This is a genomic window from Ruegeria sp. TASC047 (genome assembly GCF_059612445.1).
Map to the genome: position 1 here is coordinate 28,098 of NZ_JBXWQP010000044.1, position 17,171 is coordinate 45,268.

Below are 17,171 nucleotides of genomic sequence, written 5' to 3' on the forward strand. Positions count from 1 at the left end.
CGTTTCGCGCTCGACCTACGTGCGCGTGCCAGCGGTAACGCCGTGTGGGGTGTTAATCTAGCCGACTCGATCCGGAAACAATCCGGCAAGGCCTTCGGCCGAGGCGGCACAGACGCCACGCTCGGTGATAAGCCCGGTCACCAGCCGGTTGGGTGTGACATCAAAGGCAGGATTGCCACCCTCTGTACCGTTCGGGGTGACGCGAACATCGGCAATATCCCCTTGGCCGTCCACGCCCATGACATAGGTCACTTCTTTTGTATCACGTTCCTCGATCGGTATTTCCGTCACTCCATCCCGAACCGTCCAGTCGATCGTAGGCGAGGGTAGGGCAACATAAAACGGAACCCCGTTGTCCCGCGCCGCCAAGGCCTTCAGGTAGGTGCCGATTTTATTGCAGACGTCGCCTTGTGCCGTGGTCCGGTCTGTACCGGTGATGACGGCGTCAACCAAACCATGTTGCATCAGGTGACCGCCTGCATTGTCCACGATGTAACGATGGGGAATGCCGTGTTCGCCAAGTTCCCAGGATGTCAGCGCCCCCTGATTTCGTGGCCGGGTCTCATCCACCCAGACATGAAGCGGAATGCCCGCGTCATGCGCGTGATACATCGGGCTTGTCGCAGTTCCCCAATCCACCGTTGCCAGCCAACCGGCATTGCAATGCGTCAATAGCCGCACCGGTTCACCTGCGGGCTTTCGGGCTGCAATTTCTTTGATCAGTTGCAGCCCATGGCGACCTATCGAGGCATTGATCTCAACATCTTCGTCAGCAACCTCCTGTGCCATTGCCCAGGCCCGTTCGGCACGGTCACTTGGGGCAAGTGGCATCAGCGCGTCGCGGCATCTGTCCAATGCCCATCGCAGGTTGATTGCCGTTGGCCGGGTCGCGTGCAATACGTCATATGCGGCATCGAACGAAGCGTCAGAGCTGTCACGGGACATCTGTTCGGCAATTCCAAACGCGGCTGTTGCACCGATCAGTGGCGCACCCCTAACCCACATGTCGCGGATCGCTGTCGCAAATTCATCCAGCGTTTTCAGGGTAACCACCCGAAAGTCATGGGGCAGCCAACGCTGGTCGATAATCCGAACCTCACCTGCCGATTTGTCCCACCAAATCGACCGGTAATGAGCACCCTGTACTTTCATAATTCGGTCTCCGTTTGCGAATAGCCTGATCAGAAGTCTTTCGCAGCCTGCTTTCTTTCGGCGGGCTTGTAAACGGGCGTTTCTGGATGCCGGCTGGCATTTTAGCTTGCCGGTGATTGCACTTATCCTCGGGTCGCTGCGCGAAGTTCCCGCTCTAACGCATCCAGAAACCTAGAGCGATCTGCTTTGCTGAACGGTCGGCCGCCGCCTCCGGCCCCCAATGGATTGGCGGCCCGCAGGTCAGCCATCAAATCACGCATCGCCAATTGCTGGCCAATGTTGGCTGCCGTAAAGGCCTCGCCGTTGGGGCGCAAAACTCGGGCACCTGTTTCGACGCATTTCGCGGCCAGAGGGATATCAGAGGTCACAACTACATCCCCAGCGCCACAGCGTTCTGCAATCCATTTGTCCGCTTCATCAGCACCTTCCGAAACCACGATGACCTGTACAAGCGGGTTTGCTGACGGTCGAAGACCGCCATTCGACACCAGTGCCATAGGCACCTTGTGTCGTGTTGCAACCCGTTCGGCCTCGGCCTTTACAGGGCAGGCATCGCCATCGACATACAGCGTTGTCACGCCTTTTTGGCCTCTTTTTTCTCTGGTTGAGCAGGTTTCTTCCGCACCTTGAATTCGTCCGGGATCGGCATCCGGTTGAAAGCATCCAACCCGGCGATCTTGTAAGCCTCGGCCAGAGTTGGATAGTTGAACGTGTTCTGAACGAAGTAATCGACAGTGCCCTTCAGGTTCAGCACCGCCTGAGCGATGTGGATCAGTTCGGTCGCACCTTCGCCCACAATCTGCACGCCCAAGACACGGCGGGTTTTAAGCGAAAACAGCATCTTCAGCATGCCGTGTTCCAGACCCATGATATGCCCGCGCGAGGTTTCGCGGAATCGGGCCACGCCGACCTCATACGGAATGCCACGTTCCTGAAGTTCTTCCTCGGACATGCCGCAGGTGGAAATTTCGGGAACAGAGTAGATGCCATAGGGGTACCATGGGCTTTCTGGCAGTGTAGGTGTCTCGAGCGCATGGCAGGCAGCCACACGCCCTTGCTGCAATGAAGTCGAGGCCAGCGAAGGGTGACCGATCACATCCCCGGTCGCGTAGATATGCGGAACCGCGGTCTGATATGTCTTGCGGTCTACCTTGATCCGGTTACGGTGATCGGTTTCCAGTCCGACTGAGTCCAGATTGAGTTTCGATGTTGCGCCCATGCGCCCGGCTGCAAACAGCAGCATTTCGGCCCGCACGTGACGCCCGTTTTCAAGGGTCACTTCCACATGCTCGCCCGCATCTTCAATCTTTTCGACAGCTGACCCTAAACGCAGATCAACACCGTTTTCGCGGATCTGATGGGTGAAATCATGAATCAATCGGCTATCGATGAAGTCCAGAAACGTATCCCGCGGCTCGATCAGCGTCACCCGAACGTCCAGTGCGGAGAACATCGTGGCGTATTCGACCCCAATGACCCCGGCACCGATAACAACCAGTGAACGCGGGATTTCTGCCATTTCCAGAAACTCGTCGCCATCGACCACGGTCTTGCCGTTGAATGGAACATAGTCGGGGCGATAGGTCTTGGTCCCCGTTGCAATCAGAAACTTGGCGGCCGTTACACGTGTGGTCTCTCCGGCATCAGTGGCGACTTCCACTTCATGTGGTCCGACAAACTTGGCTAAACCGTCCAGAGTATCGACGTGGTTCCGGTTGAACTGATGTTCCAGCACGTCGACTTCGTGATCGAGCGTCATATGCAGGCGCGCTTTCAGATCATCGGCGCGGATCTGGTCCTTGACCCGATAGGAACGGCCATAAAAGCTGCGCTCGCGCCAGCCCGACAGGTTCAGAACCGTTTCGCGCAATGTCTTGGATGGGATAGTTCCGGTGTGAACGGACACCCCACCAAAACGGTCTTTTCGGTCAATCACCAGAACCCGTCGCTTGAGCTTGCCAGCCTGAATGGCCGCAGAACGCCCCGAAGGCCCGGACCCGATGATGACCAGATCATAGTCGTATTTGCTCATATCTCAGTCTCCGTACAGCGCTTCGGCGTGGAAAACGATGTGATCTTCCATGAAGGTAGATACGAAGAAATACGAATGGTCATACCCCGGCTGGAGGCGGAAGGTTGCTTGCTGGCGACGCTCAGCGATGGCTTGGGCAAGCGCTTCTGGGCGCAGCAGGTCCATGAACTGATCATTGGTGCCCGTATCGATCAGGATGGGGCCGTCGAAACCGGTTTCTTTCATCAACAGGGAAGCATCGTGTTTGGCCCAAAGGGATTCATCATCCCCCAGATACGCGCCCAGCTGTTTGCGCCCCCAGTCAGCGCCCGTCGGGTTCGCGATGGGTGCGAAGGCCGAAACCGAGCGGTACCGTCCTAGAAGGTTCATGGCCAACGTCAATGCACCATGCCCGCCCATGGAATGACCCGTAATGGCCTGACGTTCGCTATCGATGGCAAAGCTTTCGAACAGCAGGGTAGGCAATTCGTCGGCAATGTAGTCCCACATCCGGAAATGCGGTGCCCAGGGCTCCTGCGTGGCGTTCACGTAGAACCCAGCGCCCTGACCCAAATCGTAGTCGTCATGATCCGCAACACTTTCACCGCGTGGCGAAGTGTCGGGAAATACCACTGCAATGCCTTGTTCCGCAGCCCAAGCTTGTGCGCCGGCTTTTGTCATCGCGTTTTCATGGGTGCAGGTCAGACCAGACAGATACCACAAGACCGGAACCGGGCCATCTTTCGCCTCGGCCGGAAGAAAAAGGCCAAACGTCATGTCGCATTGGCATGCCGACGAAGCATGGCGATACACGCCTTGCACTCCGCCGAAACAGGCATTTTCCGAAAGGGCTTCCATTAGGCATCGTCCTTATTCTAGAGTCGCAACATGGCTAACGATCCACGGACCCGGCGTAAAGTCCGAGTGCCTTTGGAGTGAGTATTTTTAAAGTGAAGGTCAGAGAGTTCCTAGAGCCGCAATTACAAGCGGTATGGTTACAATGCTGACGAGCGTCGACAGTAAAATAGCAGCCGAGGCGCGCTGTGGGGCAATGCCGTAATGCGCGGCCAGCATATAGACATTTCCTGCCACGGGCAGAGCTGCTGCTGCAATTGCAACGCTTGCCGGGAATGTTCCAACCGGGATCAGCCAGATCAGGGCGATTGCCACGAAAAGCGGGTGGAGCACCAGCTTGCAGAAACTCAACCAGGCTGCGATCTGAATTCTTTCTGCGGATTTGCCAGCAAGGGACGCACCGATTGCAAAAAGCGCTCCGGGGGTTGCGGCACCACCGAGGATGGTCAGAAAGTTGTTCAGGGGATCGGGAACCGGGATTTGCAGGGATGACCAGACGAGCCCGGCAGAGATCGAGACAATCATCGGGTTCTTGAGCAGACCCATTCCAATCAGTTTGAATGTGGCTGGGGTCAGCCTTCCGTCGCGACCACCGTTGATCAGGATCACGATCAGAGACGAGAATACCACCAGATCTACGGTCAGGACCAGCATGACCGGACCAATAGCGGCTTCGGTGAACAGCAGCGCGAGCATCGGCAGGCCAAGAAAGCCAACGTTCCCAATAGCAGCGCATTGTGCCTCAACCGCCGAAGTAGGCACGTTAAGGCCGCGTATCCACGCTATGCAAGTTGCTATGCCATAAACAGCAGCGGTTCCTATGAGATAACCGAAGATCAGTCTTGCGTTGAAAATCTCTGCAAAGGGCAGGGTCGCGGCAAATCGAAACAACATTGCCGACAGCGCGAAGAAGAAGACGAACTTGGTCAGATATGCGGTTGCTTCGGCCGTAAAGAACCGTGTGCGCCCAGCCCAAAAGCCAAGGCCGATGATTGCAAAAAAGGGAAGTGTACGCAAAAAGATATCGGCCATGGGCCAAGTCCTAGCACGGTTTAGAACCGTCGCAAGAGCTCAACTCCCCAAATTGGGCGAGGTCAGCGTTAAAGGGAATACGAGAATCCTTGTACCTGAACCGAACGGTTTATAAACTGTGACAGGTATTGATTGAGGAGATGACATGACCCAGACCGCCACCATCCTGCGCACAGGCCGAAAGTTTGATCAGGTTTTGCGCGGGGCCCGAGAGGTTTTCATGGCGGACGGATTCGAGGGCGCAAGCGTGGATGACATTGCCCGCGCGGCTGGAGTGTCAAAAGCAACCTTGTACAGCTATTTTCCGGACAAGCGCCTTTTGTTCATGGAAGTTGCACAAACGGAATGCTGTCTTATGGCCGAACGGGTCGTCGCGATGATCGACGAGACCAAACCCGCACGAGAAGTTTTGATGATCGCGGCCACACAGTTGACGGCGTTTCTAGTTTCAGATTTCGCGCAGCAGGTTTTCCGCATTTGTGTTGCCGAACGAGATCGGTTTCCGGAACTTGGTCGTGCATTTTACGAAGCGGGGCCGCAAAACGGCCAGCGTCAAATGGCAGAATACCTTGAAAAAGCCGTGGCTAAAGGTGAGTTAGCAGTTGAAAATGTCCAAATAGCGGCTGAGCAGTTTTCCGAGCTTTGCAAAGTACGGATCTGGACCCGGGCTGCATTTGGAATTCAGAATTCATTCAGCAAAGAAGAAATCGCTGAAGTAGCGACACAAGCCGTGGACATGTTTCTTGCCCGGTATGGGGTCTGATCCAAGAAAGAAATGGCCCATATCCGGATCAGGGACACAGGCCATTGCTCACACACCAGAACACTCGATGCAGTTCAGCTTACTGCGATAAGTCTTTTCAAACTCTTTATTTGTCGAACTATTGGCGTGGCTTGGGACCCAACATTGGCCGGAAAGAAAAGCAGGTCAGCGTTCAAACTTGTTGCCCAGCTTTATACGCTTCAACGCGTTAGCAACAGGCCAAGCCAGAAAGAAAACCAGCACAGAGCAAGGCTGATCAGAATATTGCCTGCTGCCAAAAGCAATGTGCGCTCGCGGTGAAGTTCGAGCGATTGGTAGGCAAAGCTGGAGAAGGTTGTAAAACCACCGCAAAACCCGAAAACAAGGCGTTTTTGGTCCTCGGGAATGTCTACTGGACCTCCTAAAAACCCAACCCAGATCCCCAGCAGCAAGCTACCCAACACATTTACGAGCAAGGTTGCTAGTGGCAAGTCGTGCCGAATCCTCAGCGCCAGCCAATGGCGCATCACGGCCCCCAGACCTCCGCCCAACGCGAACATGGAATGAAGGTACACTTCGCTCATGACGGCGTCTTTTCGGAATGAAAATGCCGTCCAAGTCTTTCACCAAACAGCGCGGCAGCAAGGCCAAATGAAACTTCCAGCCCGATTGCCAGGGACGTTACCCATAGGCCGCCGTCGGCTATTCGTTCAAGATCTGCGACAAAAGACGAAAAGGTCGACAATCCACCGCAAAACCCGACGGCGCCAAGATGCAGAACATGCGCGTGCACCTTATGGCGCACGGAATATAGCCAGCCCAGAACAAAACAGGCGACTACGTTGATGCCAAAAGTCGAGGTGAGAAAGCTTAGGCCTGGGATCTCTAGTGCAAACGCCTCACGCAACAACGACCCAAGCGCACCGCCTGCGAAGACGGACAGAAACATCACGCTTTTTCGGTCACGCCAGAGGTGGGATTGTGTGTTTGCCAAGGATCGGCCCTTTGTCGTCCGTTAAGCGTGATTTATCCGCCGGTTGCACCGGGTTCAACAGTTGGGCGGTTCGTAACATGATTTCACGTTTGCGTCCCTCAGCAGACATTTTTCCGCGGGCACTTGAAATAAAATTTCAATCTGTTTCACGTTGAGTTCTGACAGCATGGCTCATCAGCCCGATAATAACACAAGGAGTATGGAACATGATTGTACGCAGAATTTTCTTTTTTCTGAGCTGTGTCTGTCTGCCGTTAGTTCTGATCCTTGGGTTCTTCTGGTCTCATGCGCTTTGGCTTCTGATCATTTTGGTGCCGTACGCGATCATCGGTCTTTATGATGTTCTGACGACCAAGCATAACGTCCTGAACAATTACCCGGTTCTTGGGCATTTCCGGTACATGCTGGAATTTGTAAGCCCGGAAATTCGCCAATATTTCGTGGAAACCAACGAAAGTGGACGTCCGTTCAACAGGATTGTCCGAGGGCTGGTTTATTCTCGGGCCAAGGGGCAGGTGGACACACAAGCGTTCGGCACACAATACGACATTACGGAAACCGGGTATCATCGCGCCAACCACTCACTAGCCCCCAAACATGTAGACAAAAGTGAAGAACGCATAATGCTGGGGGGTCCGCAATGTACGCAACCATACAGCGCCTCACGCCTTAATGTGTCTGCCATGAGCTTTGGCGCGCTCAGCGCCAATGCCATCCGCGCGCTGAACGGAGGAGCCAAGGATGGGGGGTTCGCGCATAACACCGGAGAGGGTGGGCTGTCACCGCATCATCTGGCCGAAGGCGGGGACATCATCTGGCAGATCGGGACGGGTTACTTCGGGTGCCGGACCCCTGCTGGTGGATTTGACAAGGACAAGTTTGCCGAAAAGGCAGGAAGGGACGTGGTCAAGGCTATTGAGATCAAGCTGTCACAAGGTGCAAAGCCCGCCCATGGCGGTGTTCTACCTGCTGCCAAAGTCGATGCCGAGATTGCCGAGATACGGGGAGTGCCCGAACATCAGGATGTGATTTCTCCGCCCACCCATAGTGCCTTCGATGGGCCCACAGGTTTGATGCATTTTGTCCAGCACCTGCGAGAAATGTCCGGCGGCAAACCTGTCGGGTTCAAGCTGTGCATCGGCAGGCCGTCCGAATTCATGGCGATCTGTAAAGCAATGCTTGAAACGGGTATCTTGCCGGATTTCATCACAATTGACGGGGCAGAAGGGGGCACGGGCGCAGCCCCGGTGGAATTTACCACCGGTTGGGTATGCCCCTGAACGAAGCCTTGATCTTTGTCAGCAACTGTTTGCGCGGTGTCGGAGTGCGTGACAAGATTCGGATCATCTGTTCCGGAAAAGTGGCGACCGGTTATGACATGGTCGAGAAGTTGGCGCTTGGTGCCGACATGTGCAACTCTGCGCGCGCGATGATGTTTGCGGTGGGTTGCATCCAGGCATTGCATTGCAACACAAACCGTTGTCCGTCAGGGGTGGCTACACAAGATCCCATCCGCGGGCGCGCCGTGAATGTGCCGCAGAAACGCCGGCGTGTTCATCGCTATCACGATGCCACACTGGAAAGTTTCCGCGAGCTTTTGGGCGCGATGGGCAAGGAAAAAGCGTCCGAGTTACATCCCCGTGATATCCTGCGCCGAACTGCGGACGAGCATGAGCGTACCTATGCCGAGCTTTATATTTATCTGGAAAACGGTGCCTTGTTAAAGGACGACATTCCCGAAGAATTTGCAGATGATTGGAACCGAGCTTCGGCCGCACAATTCTGAAAACCACATTAGGTAGCGCGATGATTGGTCATGTGAAAGCGCGGCCGTAATTGCCCGCTTTTTCCTCCGTCTTATGCAACTTTCGTTATCTGGGAATGGATCGCGGGTTGTTTGCCACGTGGGTATTGATCTTGCGAATGCTCCATTCAACAGAATCTCTCATCGCGCGCCCCAACGCCAGGTCAAACGCGTTGATCAGATCCGGCGTCTGATCGCTTGCCGCCACGACGTTTTCCTGGAACGAGCTGGATGCAACGATTTTATCTTCGTATTCGTCGATCACCTTAATGTTAATACGAACTTCGACGCGAATTTTGGTTCCGTTCGCGGTATCTTCGATCACGACCCCCTGAAATTCTCTAAGGTCCGGGGCTATTACATAATCGGCCCGCAGGCCAACGGTTGAGCGTCCAACAGCTGCGACTTTGCCCGAGTTCTCAAAGCTTTCAACCAACAAGGTTTGAACGATCAAGGGCGCGCGATCCACCCAGCGGGCGCGGGGCAAATATTGAACCTGCAACGAGGTAGGCTGAATGGCTATCTGGTCCGTGTTCACTGCGGCAGTTGCCGTGGGTTCCTGAACGACGATCTGCTTTTCAATCCTGGGCAGCGCCGAGGAAAACGTGCTTTTTGGGGTCAGCAGATACAAATCATTCGGTTTCGCCGCTTGTTGCAACGTGCCCAGACCAGCGCAGCCGCCAAACAACGCGACCATCAACATTGCAAGTGCAGGCTTGATCATTGACGGAACTCCGATGCTTGGGTGCCCAGAAGGAAACGTGCCGGATCGCGTTCAACTTTGTCTACGAGGCGATCCAGACTGATAACAAGACGCTGGGATTCTTCGATGAAACGAACAAACTGAGGCAACCCGACCCGCAGGAAGTCTGACACTTGTCGGCGGTTGCTCTGAACAATGCCGTCGATGGTTCCCAGCAATTCGGACGCGGAATTTGACGCGCTCAGGACGTCGTCCGAGATCTGGTCGATCTTTTTCGTTATGCCTGCGACGGTTTCGGTCACCTGATTGGCCGCCTTCCGGACATCTTCCGCAACAGGTGCCACGTCTTCCTCCATGACGCGATTTGCAGAGTCAAAAGCGGATTCTGCCGAAGCCAGCGCCCCCTTGGCGGACTCCATGGCCGTAGTAATCGAGCCAAGCGTCGTGTTGGCGTTCATCACGGTTTCGTTCACAATTCCTAGGGTGATGCTGCCTTCATCAGACAAAACGGTCAATCGTTCAGCCAGTTGCGAACCTCGCTCGATGAAAGGCTTCACGTCCTGCTGCAAAATGCGGTCCGCCGTCTGAAGGGTTGTTTTTGCTTCGTCCAGCGCCGTCTTGGCAGACCCGGATGCCGTTTTGACGGCTTCCAATGTTTCCGTGCCGGTCTTGAGCGTTGTTTGCGCAGTTTCAATCAGCGGGTCCAGCCGCTTTGAAAACGCGCCAATATCCTGCGCAGCGCTGCCGATGTCACTTGCGACGGATTCAAAACTTGTCAGTGTCTTGTCCAGTTTACCTGTGGCCGAAGCAAGATTGTCCAGAATACCGCTCACAGCTTCCCGGTTTTTATCATCGACGACTTTGTTCAGGTTCTCCAAAAGTGTCACGGCTTCATCCAGAACTTTTGGCGCGCCTTCGAACAGGGATTGAATTGCGCTGCGTTTGCTCTTGATAACACTCTTTTGTGGCAATCGTTCAGCGTTAGCCGATCCGCCGGTCAGTTCAACATAGCCAACACCGGTCACGCCAAGGGACTGAAGCTGCGCGATTGTCTCATTGGTTATCGGAATGTCTGCGTCCACTTCGATCCGCACCCGAACCTTTGACGGATCATTTTCATCCAGTTGCAAGGAAACGACTTGCCCGACCGGCAGGCCGTTGAAGTTCACGCCGCCGGCTGCCGACAGACCTGCGACATTGTCAAATAGTACATCGTAATAAGCGTATTGGCGCGTGATCTCAAATTTGGCGAGCCACAGGAAAAAGCCGAATGCGCCCAGCAACCCCGCAAGGGTAAACGCGCCGATCAGAATATAGTTCGCCCGGGTTTCCATTGCTTTTACCTGTTTTGCCCCTTCTGCTGCGCCGCGCGGGCGCGGGGGCCTGTGAAGTATTCCTGTACCCAAGGATGATCGACCTTGGTCATGTCCTCAATCGGACCTTCAACCAACACGCGCTTTTCTGCAAGCACCGCGACGCGGTCGCAGATCGCGTAAAGACTGTCCAGATCATGGGTGACCATGAAAACAGTCAACCCAAGTGCCTGCTGCAACTCGCCGATCAGTTCATCATACGCGGCTGCGCCAATCGGGTCCAATCCTGCGGTTGGTTCGTCCAGAAAAACGATCTCGGGGTCAAGGGCAAGCGCTCGTGCTAGCGCGGCGCGTTTGCGCATGCCACCCGACAGTTCTGACGGAAACTTGCCGCAACTCAGCTGCGGCAGACCCACGAGGCTGATCTTCAATGCACCCAGAGACTCCATCAGCTTCTCGCTGAGACCTGTATGTTCCCGCAACGGTGCCATAACGTTTTGCAGCACGGTCAGTGACGAAAACAGTGCCCCGTCCTGAAAGGCAACGCCCCAGTGGCGTTCGATTCTGCGGCGATCATCCTCTGGACCATTCAGAACATCGACGCCCAGAACTTCGATTTCTCCGGCTGCGGGTTTGTTCAGCCCTACGATAGTTCTGAGCAATACGGATTTACCGGTGCCTGACCCGCCGACGATTCCCAAAACTTCGCCTCGCCAGACGTCAAGATTCAGGTCTTCATGTACCACCTGCGTACCGAACTGAGTTCGCAGCCCGCGTACACGAATGACAGCCTCACGACCTTTAGTCGCGGCAGCTGATAGCTGTGGTGTATCCCCGGTCATGTCATATCCCGATCTCTGAGAAGAAGATCGAAAACAAAGCGTCGATTGCGATCACCATGAAAATGGATTGAACAACTGATGCTGTCGTACGTTGACCGACACTTTGGGCGGACCCTTTGACCTGCATTGCCTGCCAGCAGGCGATAACGCCGATGACGAGCGCAAAGAACGGAGCTTTGATAAGACCGACTGCCAATTGCCAGACGTCGGTGTTTTCCTTCAAACGGGTAAGAAACATTCCGGGGCTTACACCCAGGTCGATCCAGCTCATCAAGGCGCCGCCAAACAGGCCTGCCATATCGGCGACAAAACCCAATATGGGTAGCATGATCAACAACGCCAAAACGCGCGGAATGACCAGAACTTCGATCGGGTCCAGACCCAGCGTTCGCATTGCGTCAATTTCTTCCTGCACTTTCATCGAGCCGATAGATGCGGTGAATGCAGAACCCGAGCGCCCGGCAACGATTATAGCCGTCAGCAATATGCCCAATTCACGCAGAACCGAGATCGAGATCAGCTCGACTACGAATATCTCAGCTCCAAATTGCTTCAGTTGGGTCGCGCCCTGAAATGCTAGTACGACACCGATCAGAAACCCCATAAGGGCCACGATTGGCAGTGCCTTGAACCCGGTCTCTTCCATGTGTGTGACCAGCACTGCCTTGCGAAGTCGCCATGGCATGACAATGGTACGAAACAGCCGATGCAGTGTCAGACCCAGAAATTCGAGGATGGAAAGCGTATCCCGCCAGGCACCTACAGTGATGTGACCCATTTGTGCGATCAAATCTAACAGACTTCGCGGTTTATCAAGCTCACCGGGTTCGTCGGGTATGCTACGGGTTACAGTATCTATCAGAGTGGCATGTGCCGGTTTCACCCCTTGAAATTCAAGTGTTGCACCTTGCGACGTAAAGCGTTTGCCAAGGTTCGCGATCAGCCAGGCACCGCCTGTATCCAAGGCTTCGACCTCGGACAAATCCAGAACGACCCTTTCTCCTGTTGCGCGGACAGAGGCAAAACCCTGTTCAACGGTTTGCAGTGATTGCGTGAGCAGCTCTCCGGATATGCGTACACGAGTACCGCTGGAATCGTGTTCTGAGGTTATCGAAGGTTGCGTCATGAGGTCATGTGAATTGAAACATTCAATGACCGCAATGGCTTTGTGCCATTGGACTTCTTTTTGCCGCGCTGGATGGCCTTGACGTCACGCCGACCGTCGCATTGGAGCTATGCTGAACAGGTGCATGCCAGAGGTTGTCGCACAGCAACTTTGTCGGGATAACACGCCTTTGCCTGACCGACAAATTGGTTGCGCTGTGGCGGGAAGCAATACACATTCCGCGTTGGTTATTACGGCGCGGAATCGGAGAAGTCGGTATGCATCAGACCAAGAACGTCTTGTTTGTCATCATCGACCAACTCAGAGCGGATTGCCTGTCCGGGGCCTTGGCAGGCCATGTGAACCTTCAGAATTTGCGGGCTTTTATGGATGAGGCCGTGACCTTTACCCGCCATTTTTCGGTCACCAATCCCTGTGGTCCCTCGCGCGCATCGATTCTGACCGGCCAATATGCGATGAATCATCGGTCGGTAAGAAACGGAACGCCGTTACGGCACGATACCCCAAACATCGCCACGGAGATGCGCAAAGCTGGTTACTTGCCAATGTTGTTTGGGTACACTGATACCTCCGCCGATCCGCGCGTCCATGATCCCAATGACCCTGACCTCAAGTCTTACGAACAGTCGATGACCGGGTTTGTTGAAGTTGTCGAAATGCGCCTTGAAGAATCATATCCTTGGCAAGCGCATCTGATGAAAAAGGGGTACCAGTTCGAAAAGTACTGGGATGTCTACAAGCCCGTTTCGCCCGACGGTGGACACCCGCGGCTGAATGATCCCGCGCTGTATCGGGCGGAAGACAGCGATACAGCTTTTCTGACAGATGCCTTTCTTGATAGGATCGCGCCGCATCGTGGAAACGGTTGGTTCGCCCATTTGACCTATATCCGCCCGCATCCGCCCTTGGTCGCACCGGCCCCATACAATGACATGTATGACCCGGCGGATATCCCTCTGCCGCACTGCTTGCCGAGCGCAGCAGCAGAAAAAGCAGTGCACCCGTTCTTTGGACCAAAGCTGGATACCTTTAGCGCGAAAAAATTCGTTCACGGTTTCGATGACGTTGAACCTACGGACGAAAACATTCGCACCTTGCGTGCTATATATCTGGGTCTGGCGACCGAGGTTGATCACCACATCGGTCGTGTTGTCCAGTACCTGAAGGACAGCGGGCAATACGACGATACATTGCTGGTTATCACCGCCGATCATGGTGAAATGCTGGGGGATCGACACAGCTGGGGCAAAATGACGGTCTACGACGCAGCGTATCACACACCTCTGATGATCCGTTTACCCGGGAACGAAGCTGTAGCGGGAAGCAAGATCACCGTTCCAACCGAGTCCGTGGATGTCACTCCGACCATACTGGACTGGATTGGACAGGCTGTTCCGAACGCTATGGATGGTCGGTCCTTGTTGCCATTGTTGCGGGGTAATATCCCAGACGATTGGCGCGACTATTCTTTCAGTGAACTTGATTTTTCAGAACCTGAAAACCCGACGCTGTGGCAGCAAGACTTGGGGACCGGTAACAGCGACTCGTGTTTGGGAATATTGCGGGATGAACGGTTCACACTGGTCGAGTTCGCTGCCGACCTGCCCCCGATCCTGTTCGACCACCAAAGTAAGGGCGAATTCGAGAACGTCGCGGAGAATCCAGATTTTGCAACGGACCTCGCACGGTTAAGCCGACAGATGTTGCGCCACCGGATGAAAAATATGGACCACACATTGTCCTTGCATTCGATCACATCTGAGGGTGCAAAATCCCGCCCCAGATACACATCTTAGAACGCGGTTTTTTGTCAACGTTCATCTATTCTGACTATACCGGGCACTCGGTCACGGGCAGGTGTGTCGACGTATTTCTCTTTGCGCATTCGCAGATTGGCAAAAGCACTTGAACGAAGGCAGAGTCCGAAACGCCTCCCCTCAATTCCACTACCCGTGCATGATTTCTGATGCTAGGCATGAGCCGTGGAGAAAACGAAGTTGGACATAACGGAAAAGCGTATCAAGGCGATGACGACCGCGGGGCTAAACCTGATCGGTCAGGCGCTTTCCATTTATGACAACAAGTTGCAACTGGTGCTCAGCAATCGCCGCTTCCAGGAAATGTTCGGTTTGCCGGATGAGCTGGTTCAAAGGGGCGCTCTGTTTAGCGACACGATCCACTTTCTTGCCAGCCGCGGTGAGTATGGCGACGATGAAAGTGTCGAGGAAATGGTCAATCTGCGTGTCCAGCAAGCCTTGGCGTTTGAGCCCCACTACATGGAGCGCGTGCGCCCCAATGGGCAGGTTGTTTCAATTGAAGGCGCGCCGCTGCCCCAAGGTGGGTGGGTCGCGGTCTACACGGATATTACCGGCACGCGGCGGGCGGAAAACCTGTTGCGGGCGCGGTCAGAGGAACTGTCGGAACAGTTGCTGAGCCACGCGGAAGAACTGTCCGCAACCAACCGCAAACTTGCGGCCACGATCGCGGCGCTTGAAGAGGCCAAGCGGGAACTGACCGAAATCGAAGCGCGTACTCGTATGGTGACTGAGATGATGCCGGCTCATATCGCGCATTTGGACAGCGACGGCCGTTACGATTACTCGAACCGCCGCCTGAGCGCCGTCATGCCCGGGCGTCCGTCCGATATTCTGGGGCTTCACATTTCTGAAGCGCTGGGTGCGGCCGCCTTTGAACGGGTTCAGGCCCATTTGCTTAAGGCCTATAGCGGAGAGCCGTCGGTTTTCGAGTTCACTGAAGATCAGGATTCCCGCCGTATTCGTGTTTCGTTTACGCCAGATGGGGCAGGGGGTGTGTACGTGATGTCGGTGGACATCACCGAAGAGACACAGGCACGCGTTGCATTACAGCAAACCCGCCGCCGGGCGATGGCAGCCCAGATGACCAGCGGGCTTGCCCATGACTTCTCCAATCTGCTCACTATCATCCTTGGGATGCAGTCCCGCCTCGACAAGATGGAATTGCCGGATGGCGCGCAGGAACTTGTGGCCGCAACTCAACAAACGGCACGCCGGGGCGGGCAACTGCTGAACCGGATCGCCGACATGACTGGAAACCGAACGCCGCAACCGCAGGCCACTGACATCGGGGGATTGTTGGAAGACCTGAGGATTCTGGCGACGCCCTCGCTGCCTCGCGGTGTGGGCCTGTCCGTCGTAAACACCTTGCCAAAACAGACATTGATGCTTGATCCGGGTATGGTTCAGGATGCGCTTTTAAATTTGGTTCTGAATGCCAGGGATGCCTGCGGGAGCACGGGCCAGATCACAATCAGTGCACATGCCATTGGTGAGATCTGGATCGAAGTCACGGTTTCCGACACTGGGCCGGGGTTTTCACCCGAGGCGCTTGAAAAGGCGCTGAACCCGTTTTTCACAACAAAAGGGAGCGACGGTTCGGGTCTGGGGCTGCCGATGGTTTATGATACGGTCAAGCTTGCTGGTGGCGATCTGAATCTAAGAAATACGCCATCTGGGGCCTCGGTTGTCATGCGTTTGCCTTTTCGGCCCGCTCCTCCGGCGCAGGACGGATTGGTACTGTTGGTTGAAGACAGCGAAGACCTGCGCGGGCAGTTTCGGGACATGCTGGTGGATTTGGGCTTTACTGTCATTGAAGCAAATTCAGTTGATGAAGCACTGGCCTTGATATCAAGTGTGAAGGACATTTCGCTGGTCTTGTCCGATATCCGTTTGGAAGGAAACGGTACAGGCTTGGATATCCTTGAACAGTTGAAACCGGGGTTGCCGCTTATCCTTATGACATCTCTGCCAAATTCAGATCCGCTGCATCAACGGGCCCTTGCTTTGGCACCTGTTTTGCGTAAACCGTTCTCACAGGCCCAATTGTCCGCTCTCATCCAAGCCGAGGCCGCCTGATGTCGCAACCAATGGTGACCATTCTCGACGACGAACCCGAAATTCGGCGCATTCTGACGGATGCGCTGGAGGATGCCGGTTTCAGAACGCAGAGTTTTTCCCGTGCCAGAGAGTTTGAAGCATCCCTTAATCGAGTAACCCCTGATGTCTGCCTTGTGGACCTGTCCTTACCAGATACCGACGGGCTGGCGCTTGTTCATCGCTTGGCGCTGGAACAGGGTGCAGCAGTGATCATTATTTCCGGCCGGGCGCAGGTTCAGGACCGTGTGACAGGACTGGAGCTTGGCGCAGATGACTATATTACCAAGCCGTTTGACCCCACCGAGGTCGTAGCCCGGGTACGGGCCAGGTTGCGCGCGCCGCGCGGTCGGACATCACAATCGGACAGGGCGGAATTCAACGGCTGGATTGCGCATTTTGATCGGTATGTTCTGGAAGACGGGTCAGGGGCTGAAACACCTTTCAGCCATGCAGAAGGCGAGGTTCTGCGTTTGTTTCTGGAAAGCCCCAAGCGGCTGATCAGCAGGGGACAGATGCAGGAATCCTTGGGCGGTGCAGCGGGCGACAGCTTTGATCGTGCTATGGATGTCAGAATCTCCAGGTTGCGTACGAAACTTGGTGAAGACCCAAAGAATCCGCGCCTGATCAAAACGATTTACGGTGCTGGGTATATTTTTTTAGGGGATGTCGACTGGAAATAGCGA

15 protein-coding genes and 1 pseudogene are annotated in these 17,171 nt (G+C 54.9%); 5 read left to right on the forward strand and 11 right to left on the reverse strand.

Annotation, left to right across the window (positions count from 1 at the left end):
• Positions 1 to 57: 57 nt before the first annotated feature.
• The 5 genes from mtnA to AC2FLO_RS17065 all read right to left on the reverse strand — a co-directional run bounded on the left by mtnA (position 58) and on the right by AC2FLO_RS17065 (position 5,050).
• Positions 58 to 1,152, reverse strand: coding sequence for an S-methyl-5-thioribose-1-phosphate isomerase (gene mtnA / locus AC2FLO_RS17045; protein WP_480588663.1), 1,095 nt, complete (start codon positions 1,150 to 1,152; stop codon positions 58 to 60).
• A 122-nt stretch (positions 1,153 to 1,274) separates the two neighbouring features.
• The gene (locus AC2FLO_RS17050; RefSeq protein WP_496754405.1) at positions 1,275 to 1,730 is read right to left on the reverse strand and encodes a YaiI/YqxD family protein; all 456 of its coding nucleotides are present in this window, start codon (positions 1,728 to 1,730) and stop codon (positions 1,275 to 1,277) included.
• Complete coding sequence (gene sthA / locus AC2FLO_RS17055) at positions 1,727 to 3,184, reverse strand: Si-specific NAD(P)(+) transhydrogenase (RefSeq protein ID WP_480870495.1); 1,458 nt, start codon at positions 3,182 to 3,184, stop codon at positions 1,727 to 1,729. Before sthA ends, AC2FLO_RS17050 begins: the two co-directional genes overlap by 4 nt.
• Before the next feature lie 3 nt (positions 3,185 to 3,187).
• Positions 3,188 to 4,021, reverse strand: coding sequence for an S-formylglutathione hydrolase (gene fghA, locus AC2FLO_RS17060; RefSeq protein ID WP_496754408.1), 834 nt, complete (start codon positions 4,019 to 4,021; stop codon positions 3,188 to 3,190).
• Between the two features lie 99 nt (positions 4,022 to 4,120).
• A complete protein-coding gene (locus tag AC2FLO_RS17065) occupies positions 4,121 to 5,050 on the reverse strand; it encodes an AEC family transporter (RefSeq protein WP_480588667.1) in 930 nt (309 codons plus the stop codon).
• A 145-nt stretch (positions 5,051 to 5,195) separates the two neighbouring features.
• Between AC2FLO_RS17065 and AC2FLO_RS17070 the strand changes: the two genes are divergently transcribed.
• Positions 5,196 to 5,813, forward strand: a complete 618-nt coding sequence (locus tag AC2FLO_RS17070; protein ID WP_480483707.1) for a TetR/AcrR family transcriptional regulator — start codon at positions 5,196 to 5,198, stop codon at positions 5,811 to 5,813.
• A 200-nt stretch (positions 5,814 to 6,013) separates the two neighbouring features.
• Here the strand turns inward: AC2FLO_RS17070 and crcB are convergent, their stop codons facing one another.
• Positions 6,014 to 6,376, reverse strand: a complete 363-nt coding sequence (crcB, locus tag AC2FLO_RS17075; protein ID WP_496754410.1) for a fluoride efflux transporter CrcB — start codon at positions 6,374 to 6,376, stop codon at positions 6,014 to 6,016.
• Positions 6,373 to 6,741, reverse strand: coding sequence for a fluoride efflux transporter FluC (locus AC2FLO_RS17080; RefSeq protein WP_480588669.1), 369 nt, complete (start codon positions 6,739 to 6,741; stop codon positions 6,373 to 6,375). The genes crcB and AC2FLO_RS17080 overlap by 4 nt, the downstream gene beginning before the upstream one ends.
• Before the next feature lie 728 nt (positions 6,742 to 7,469).
• On the opposite strand from AC2FLO_RS17080, the pseudogene AC2FLO_RS17085 reads away from it, so the two are divergent.
• Positions 7,470 to 8,572, forward strand: a pseudogene (locus AC2FLO_RS17085) (glutamate synthase-related protein).
• A gap of 85 nt (positions 8,573 to 8,657) precedes the next feature.
• Here AC2FLO_RS17085 and AC2FLO_RS17090 read toward each other — a convergent pair.
• The 4 genes from AC2FLO_RS17090 to AC2FLO_RS17105 are packed head-to-tail and all read right to left on the reverse strand — an operon-like array spanning position 8,658 to position 12,574.
• On the reverse strand, positions 8,658 to 9,314 hold the full coding sequence (locus tag AC2FLO_RS17090) for an ABC-type transport auxiliary lipoprotein family protein (protein ID WP_480588671.1): 657 nt from the start codon (positions 9,312 to 9,314) through the stop codon (positions 8,658 to 8,660).
• The gene (locus tag AC2FLO_RS17095) at positions 9,311 to 10,627 is read right to left on the reverse strand and encodes an MlaD family protein (protein WP_496754412.1); all 1,317 of its coding nucleotides are present in this window, start codon (positions 10,625 to 10,627) and stop codon (positions 9,311 to 9,313) included. Before AC2FLO_RS17095 ends, AC2FLO_RS17090 begins: the two co-directional genes overlap by 4 nt.
• A 5-nt stretch (positions 10,628 to 10,632) precedes the next feature.
• Positions 10,633 to 11,448, reverse strand: a complete 816-nt coding sequence (locus AC2FLO_RS17100; protein ID WP_496754413.1) for an ABC transporter ATP-binding protein — start codon at positions 11,446 to 11,448, stop codon at positions 10,633 to 10,635.
• Position 11,449: 1 nt separating this feature from the next.
• Complete coding sequence (locus AC2FLO_RS17105) at positions 11,450 to 12,574, reverse strand: ABC transporter permease (RefSeq protein WP_496811728.1); 1,125 nt, start codon at positions 12,572 to 12,574, stop codon at positions 11,450 to 11,452.
• A 257-nt stretch (positions 12,575 to 12,831) separates the two neighbouring features.
• Between AC2FLO_RS17105 and AC2FLO_RS17110 the strand changes: the two genes are divergently transcribed.
• The 3 genes from AC2FLO_RS17110 to AC2FLO_RS17120 all read left to right on the forward strand — a co-directional run bounded on the left by AC2FLO_RS17110 (position 12,832) and on the right by AC2FLO_RS17120 (position 17,168).
• Complete coding sequence (locus tag AC2FLO_RS17110) at positions 12,832 to 14,370, forward strand: alkaline phosphatase family protein (RefSeq protein ID WP_496754417.1); 1,539 nt, start codon at positions 12,832 to 12,834, stop codon at positions 14,368 to 14,370.
• Positions 14,371 to 14,571: 201 nt separating this feature from the next.
• A complete protein-coding gene (locus tag AC2FLO_RS17115; protein ID WP_496754447.1) occupies positions 14,572 to 16,467 on the forward strand; it encodes a PAS-domain containing protein in 1,896 nt (631 codons plus the stop codon).
• Positions 16,467 to 17,168, forward strand: a complete 702-nt coding sequence (locus AC2FLO_RS17120) for a response regulator transcription factor (RefSeq protein WP_480483716.1) — start codon at positions 16,467 to 16,469, stop codon at positions 17,166 to 17,168. Before AC2FLO_RS17115 ends, AC2FLO_RS17120 begins: the two co-directional genes overlap by 1 nt.
• Positions 17,169 to 17,171: the final 3 nt, after the last annotated feature.

Excerpts from the sequence above, each read along its gene's own strand:
- AC2FLO_RS17070 (WP_480483707.1), top strand. The coding sequence starts at position 5,196 with ATGACCCAGACCGCCACCATCCTGCGCACAGGCCGAAAGTTTGATCAG.
- AC2FLO_RS17090 (WP_480588671.1), bottom strand. The coding sequence starts at position 9,314 with ATGATCAAGCCTGCACTTGCAATGTTGATGGTCGCGTTGTTTGGCGGC.
- fghA (WP_496754408.1), bottom strand. The coding sequence starts at position 4,021 with ATGGAAGCCCTTTCGGAAAATGCCTGTTTCGGCGGAGTGCAAGGCGTG.
- AC2FLO_RS17095 (WP_496754412.1), bottom strand. The coding sequence starts at position 10,627 with ATGGAAACCCGGGCGAACTATATTCTGATCGGCGCGTTTACCCTTGCG.
- AC2FLO_RS17100 (WP_496754413.1), bottom strand. The coding sequence starts at position 11,448 with ATGACCGGGGATACACCACAGCTATCAGCTGCCGCGACTAAAGGTCGT.
- mtnA (WP_480588663.1), bottom strand. The coding sequence starts at position 1,152 with ATGAAAGTACAGGGTGCTCATTACCGGTCGATTTGGTGGGACAAATCG.
- AC2FLO_RS17080 (WP_480588669.1), bottom strand. The coding sequence starts at position 6,741 with ATGTTTCTGTCCGTCTTCGCAGGCGGTGCGCTTGGGTCGTTGTTGCGT.
- AC2FLO_RS17120 (WP_480483716.1), top strand. The coding sequence starts at position 16,467 with ATGTCGCAACCAATGGTGACCATTCTCGACGACGAACCCGAAATTCGG.
- AC2FLO_RS17065 (WP_480588667.1), bottom strand. The coding sequence starts at position 5,050 with ATGGCCGATATCTTTTTGCGTACACTTCCCTTTTTTGCAATCATCGGC.
- sthA (WP_480870495.1), bottom strand. The coding sequence starts at position 3,184 with ATGAGCAAATACGACTATGATCTGGTCATCATCGGGTCCGGGCCTTCG.
- AC2FLO_RS17105 (WP_496811728.1), bottom strand. The coding sequence starts at position 12,574 with ATGACGCAACCTTCGATAACCTCAGAACACGATTCCAGCGGTACTCGT.
- AC2FLO_RS17110 (WP_496754417.1), top strand. The coding sequence starts at position 12,832 with ATGCATCAGACCAAGAACGTCTTGTTTGTCATCATCGACCAACTCAGA.
- crcB (WP_496754410.1), bottom strand. The coding sequence starts at position 6,376 with ATGAGCGAAGTGTACCTTCATTCCATGTTCGCGTTGGGCGGAGGTCTG.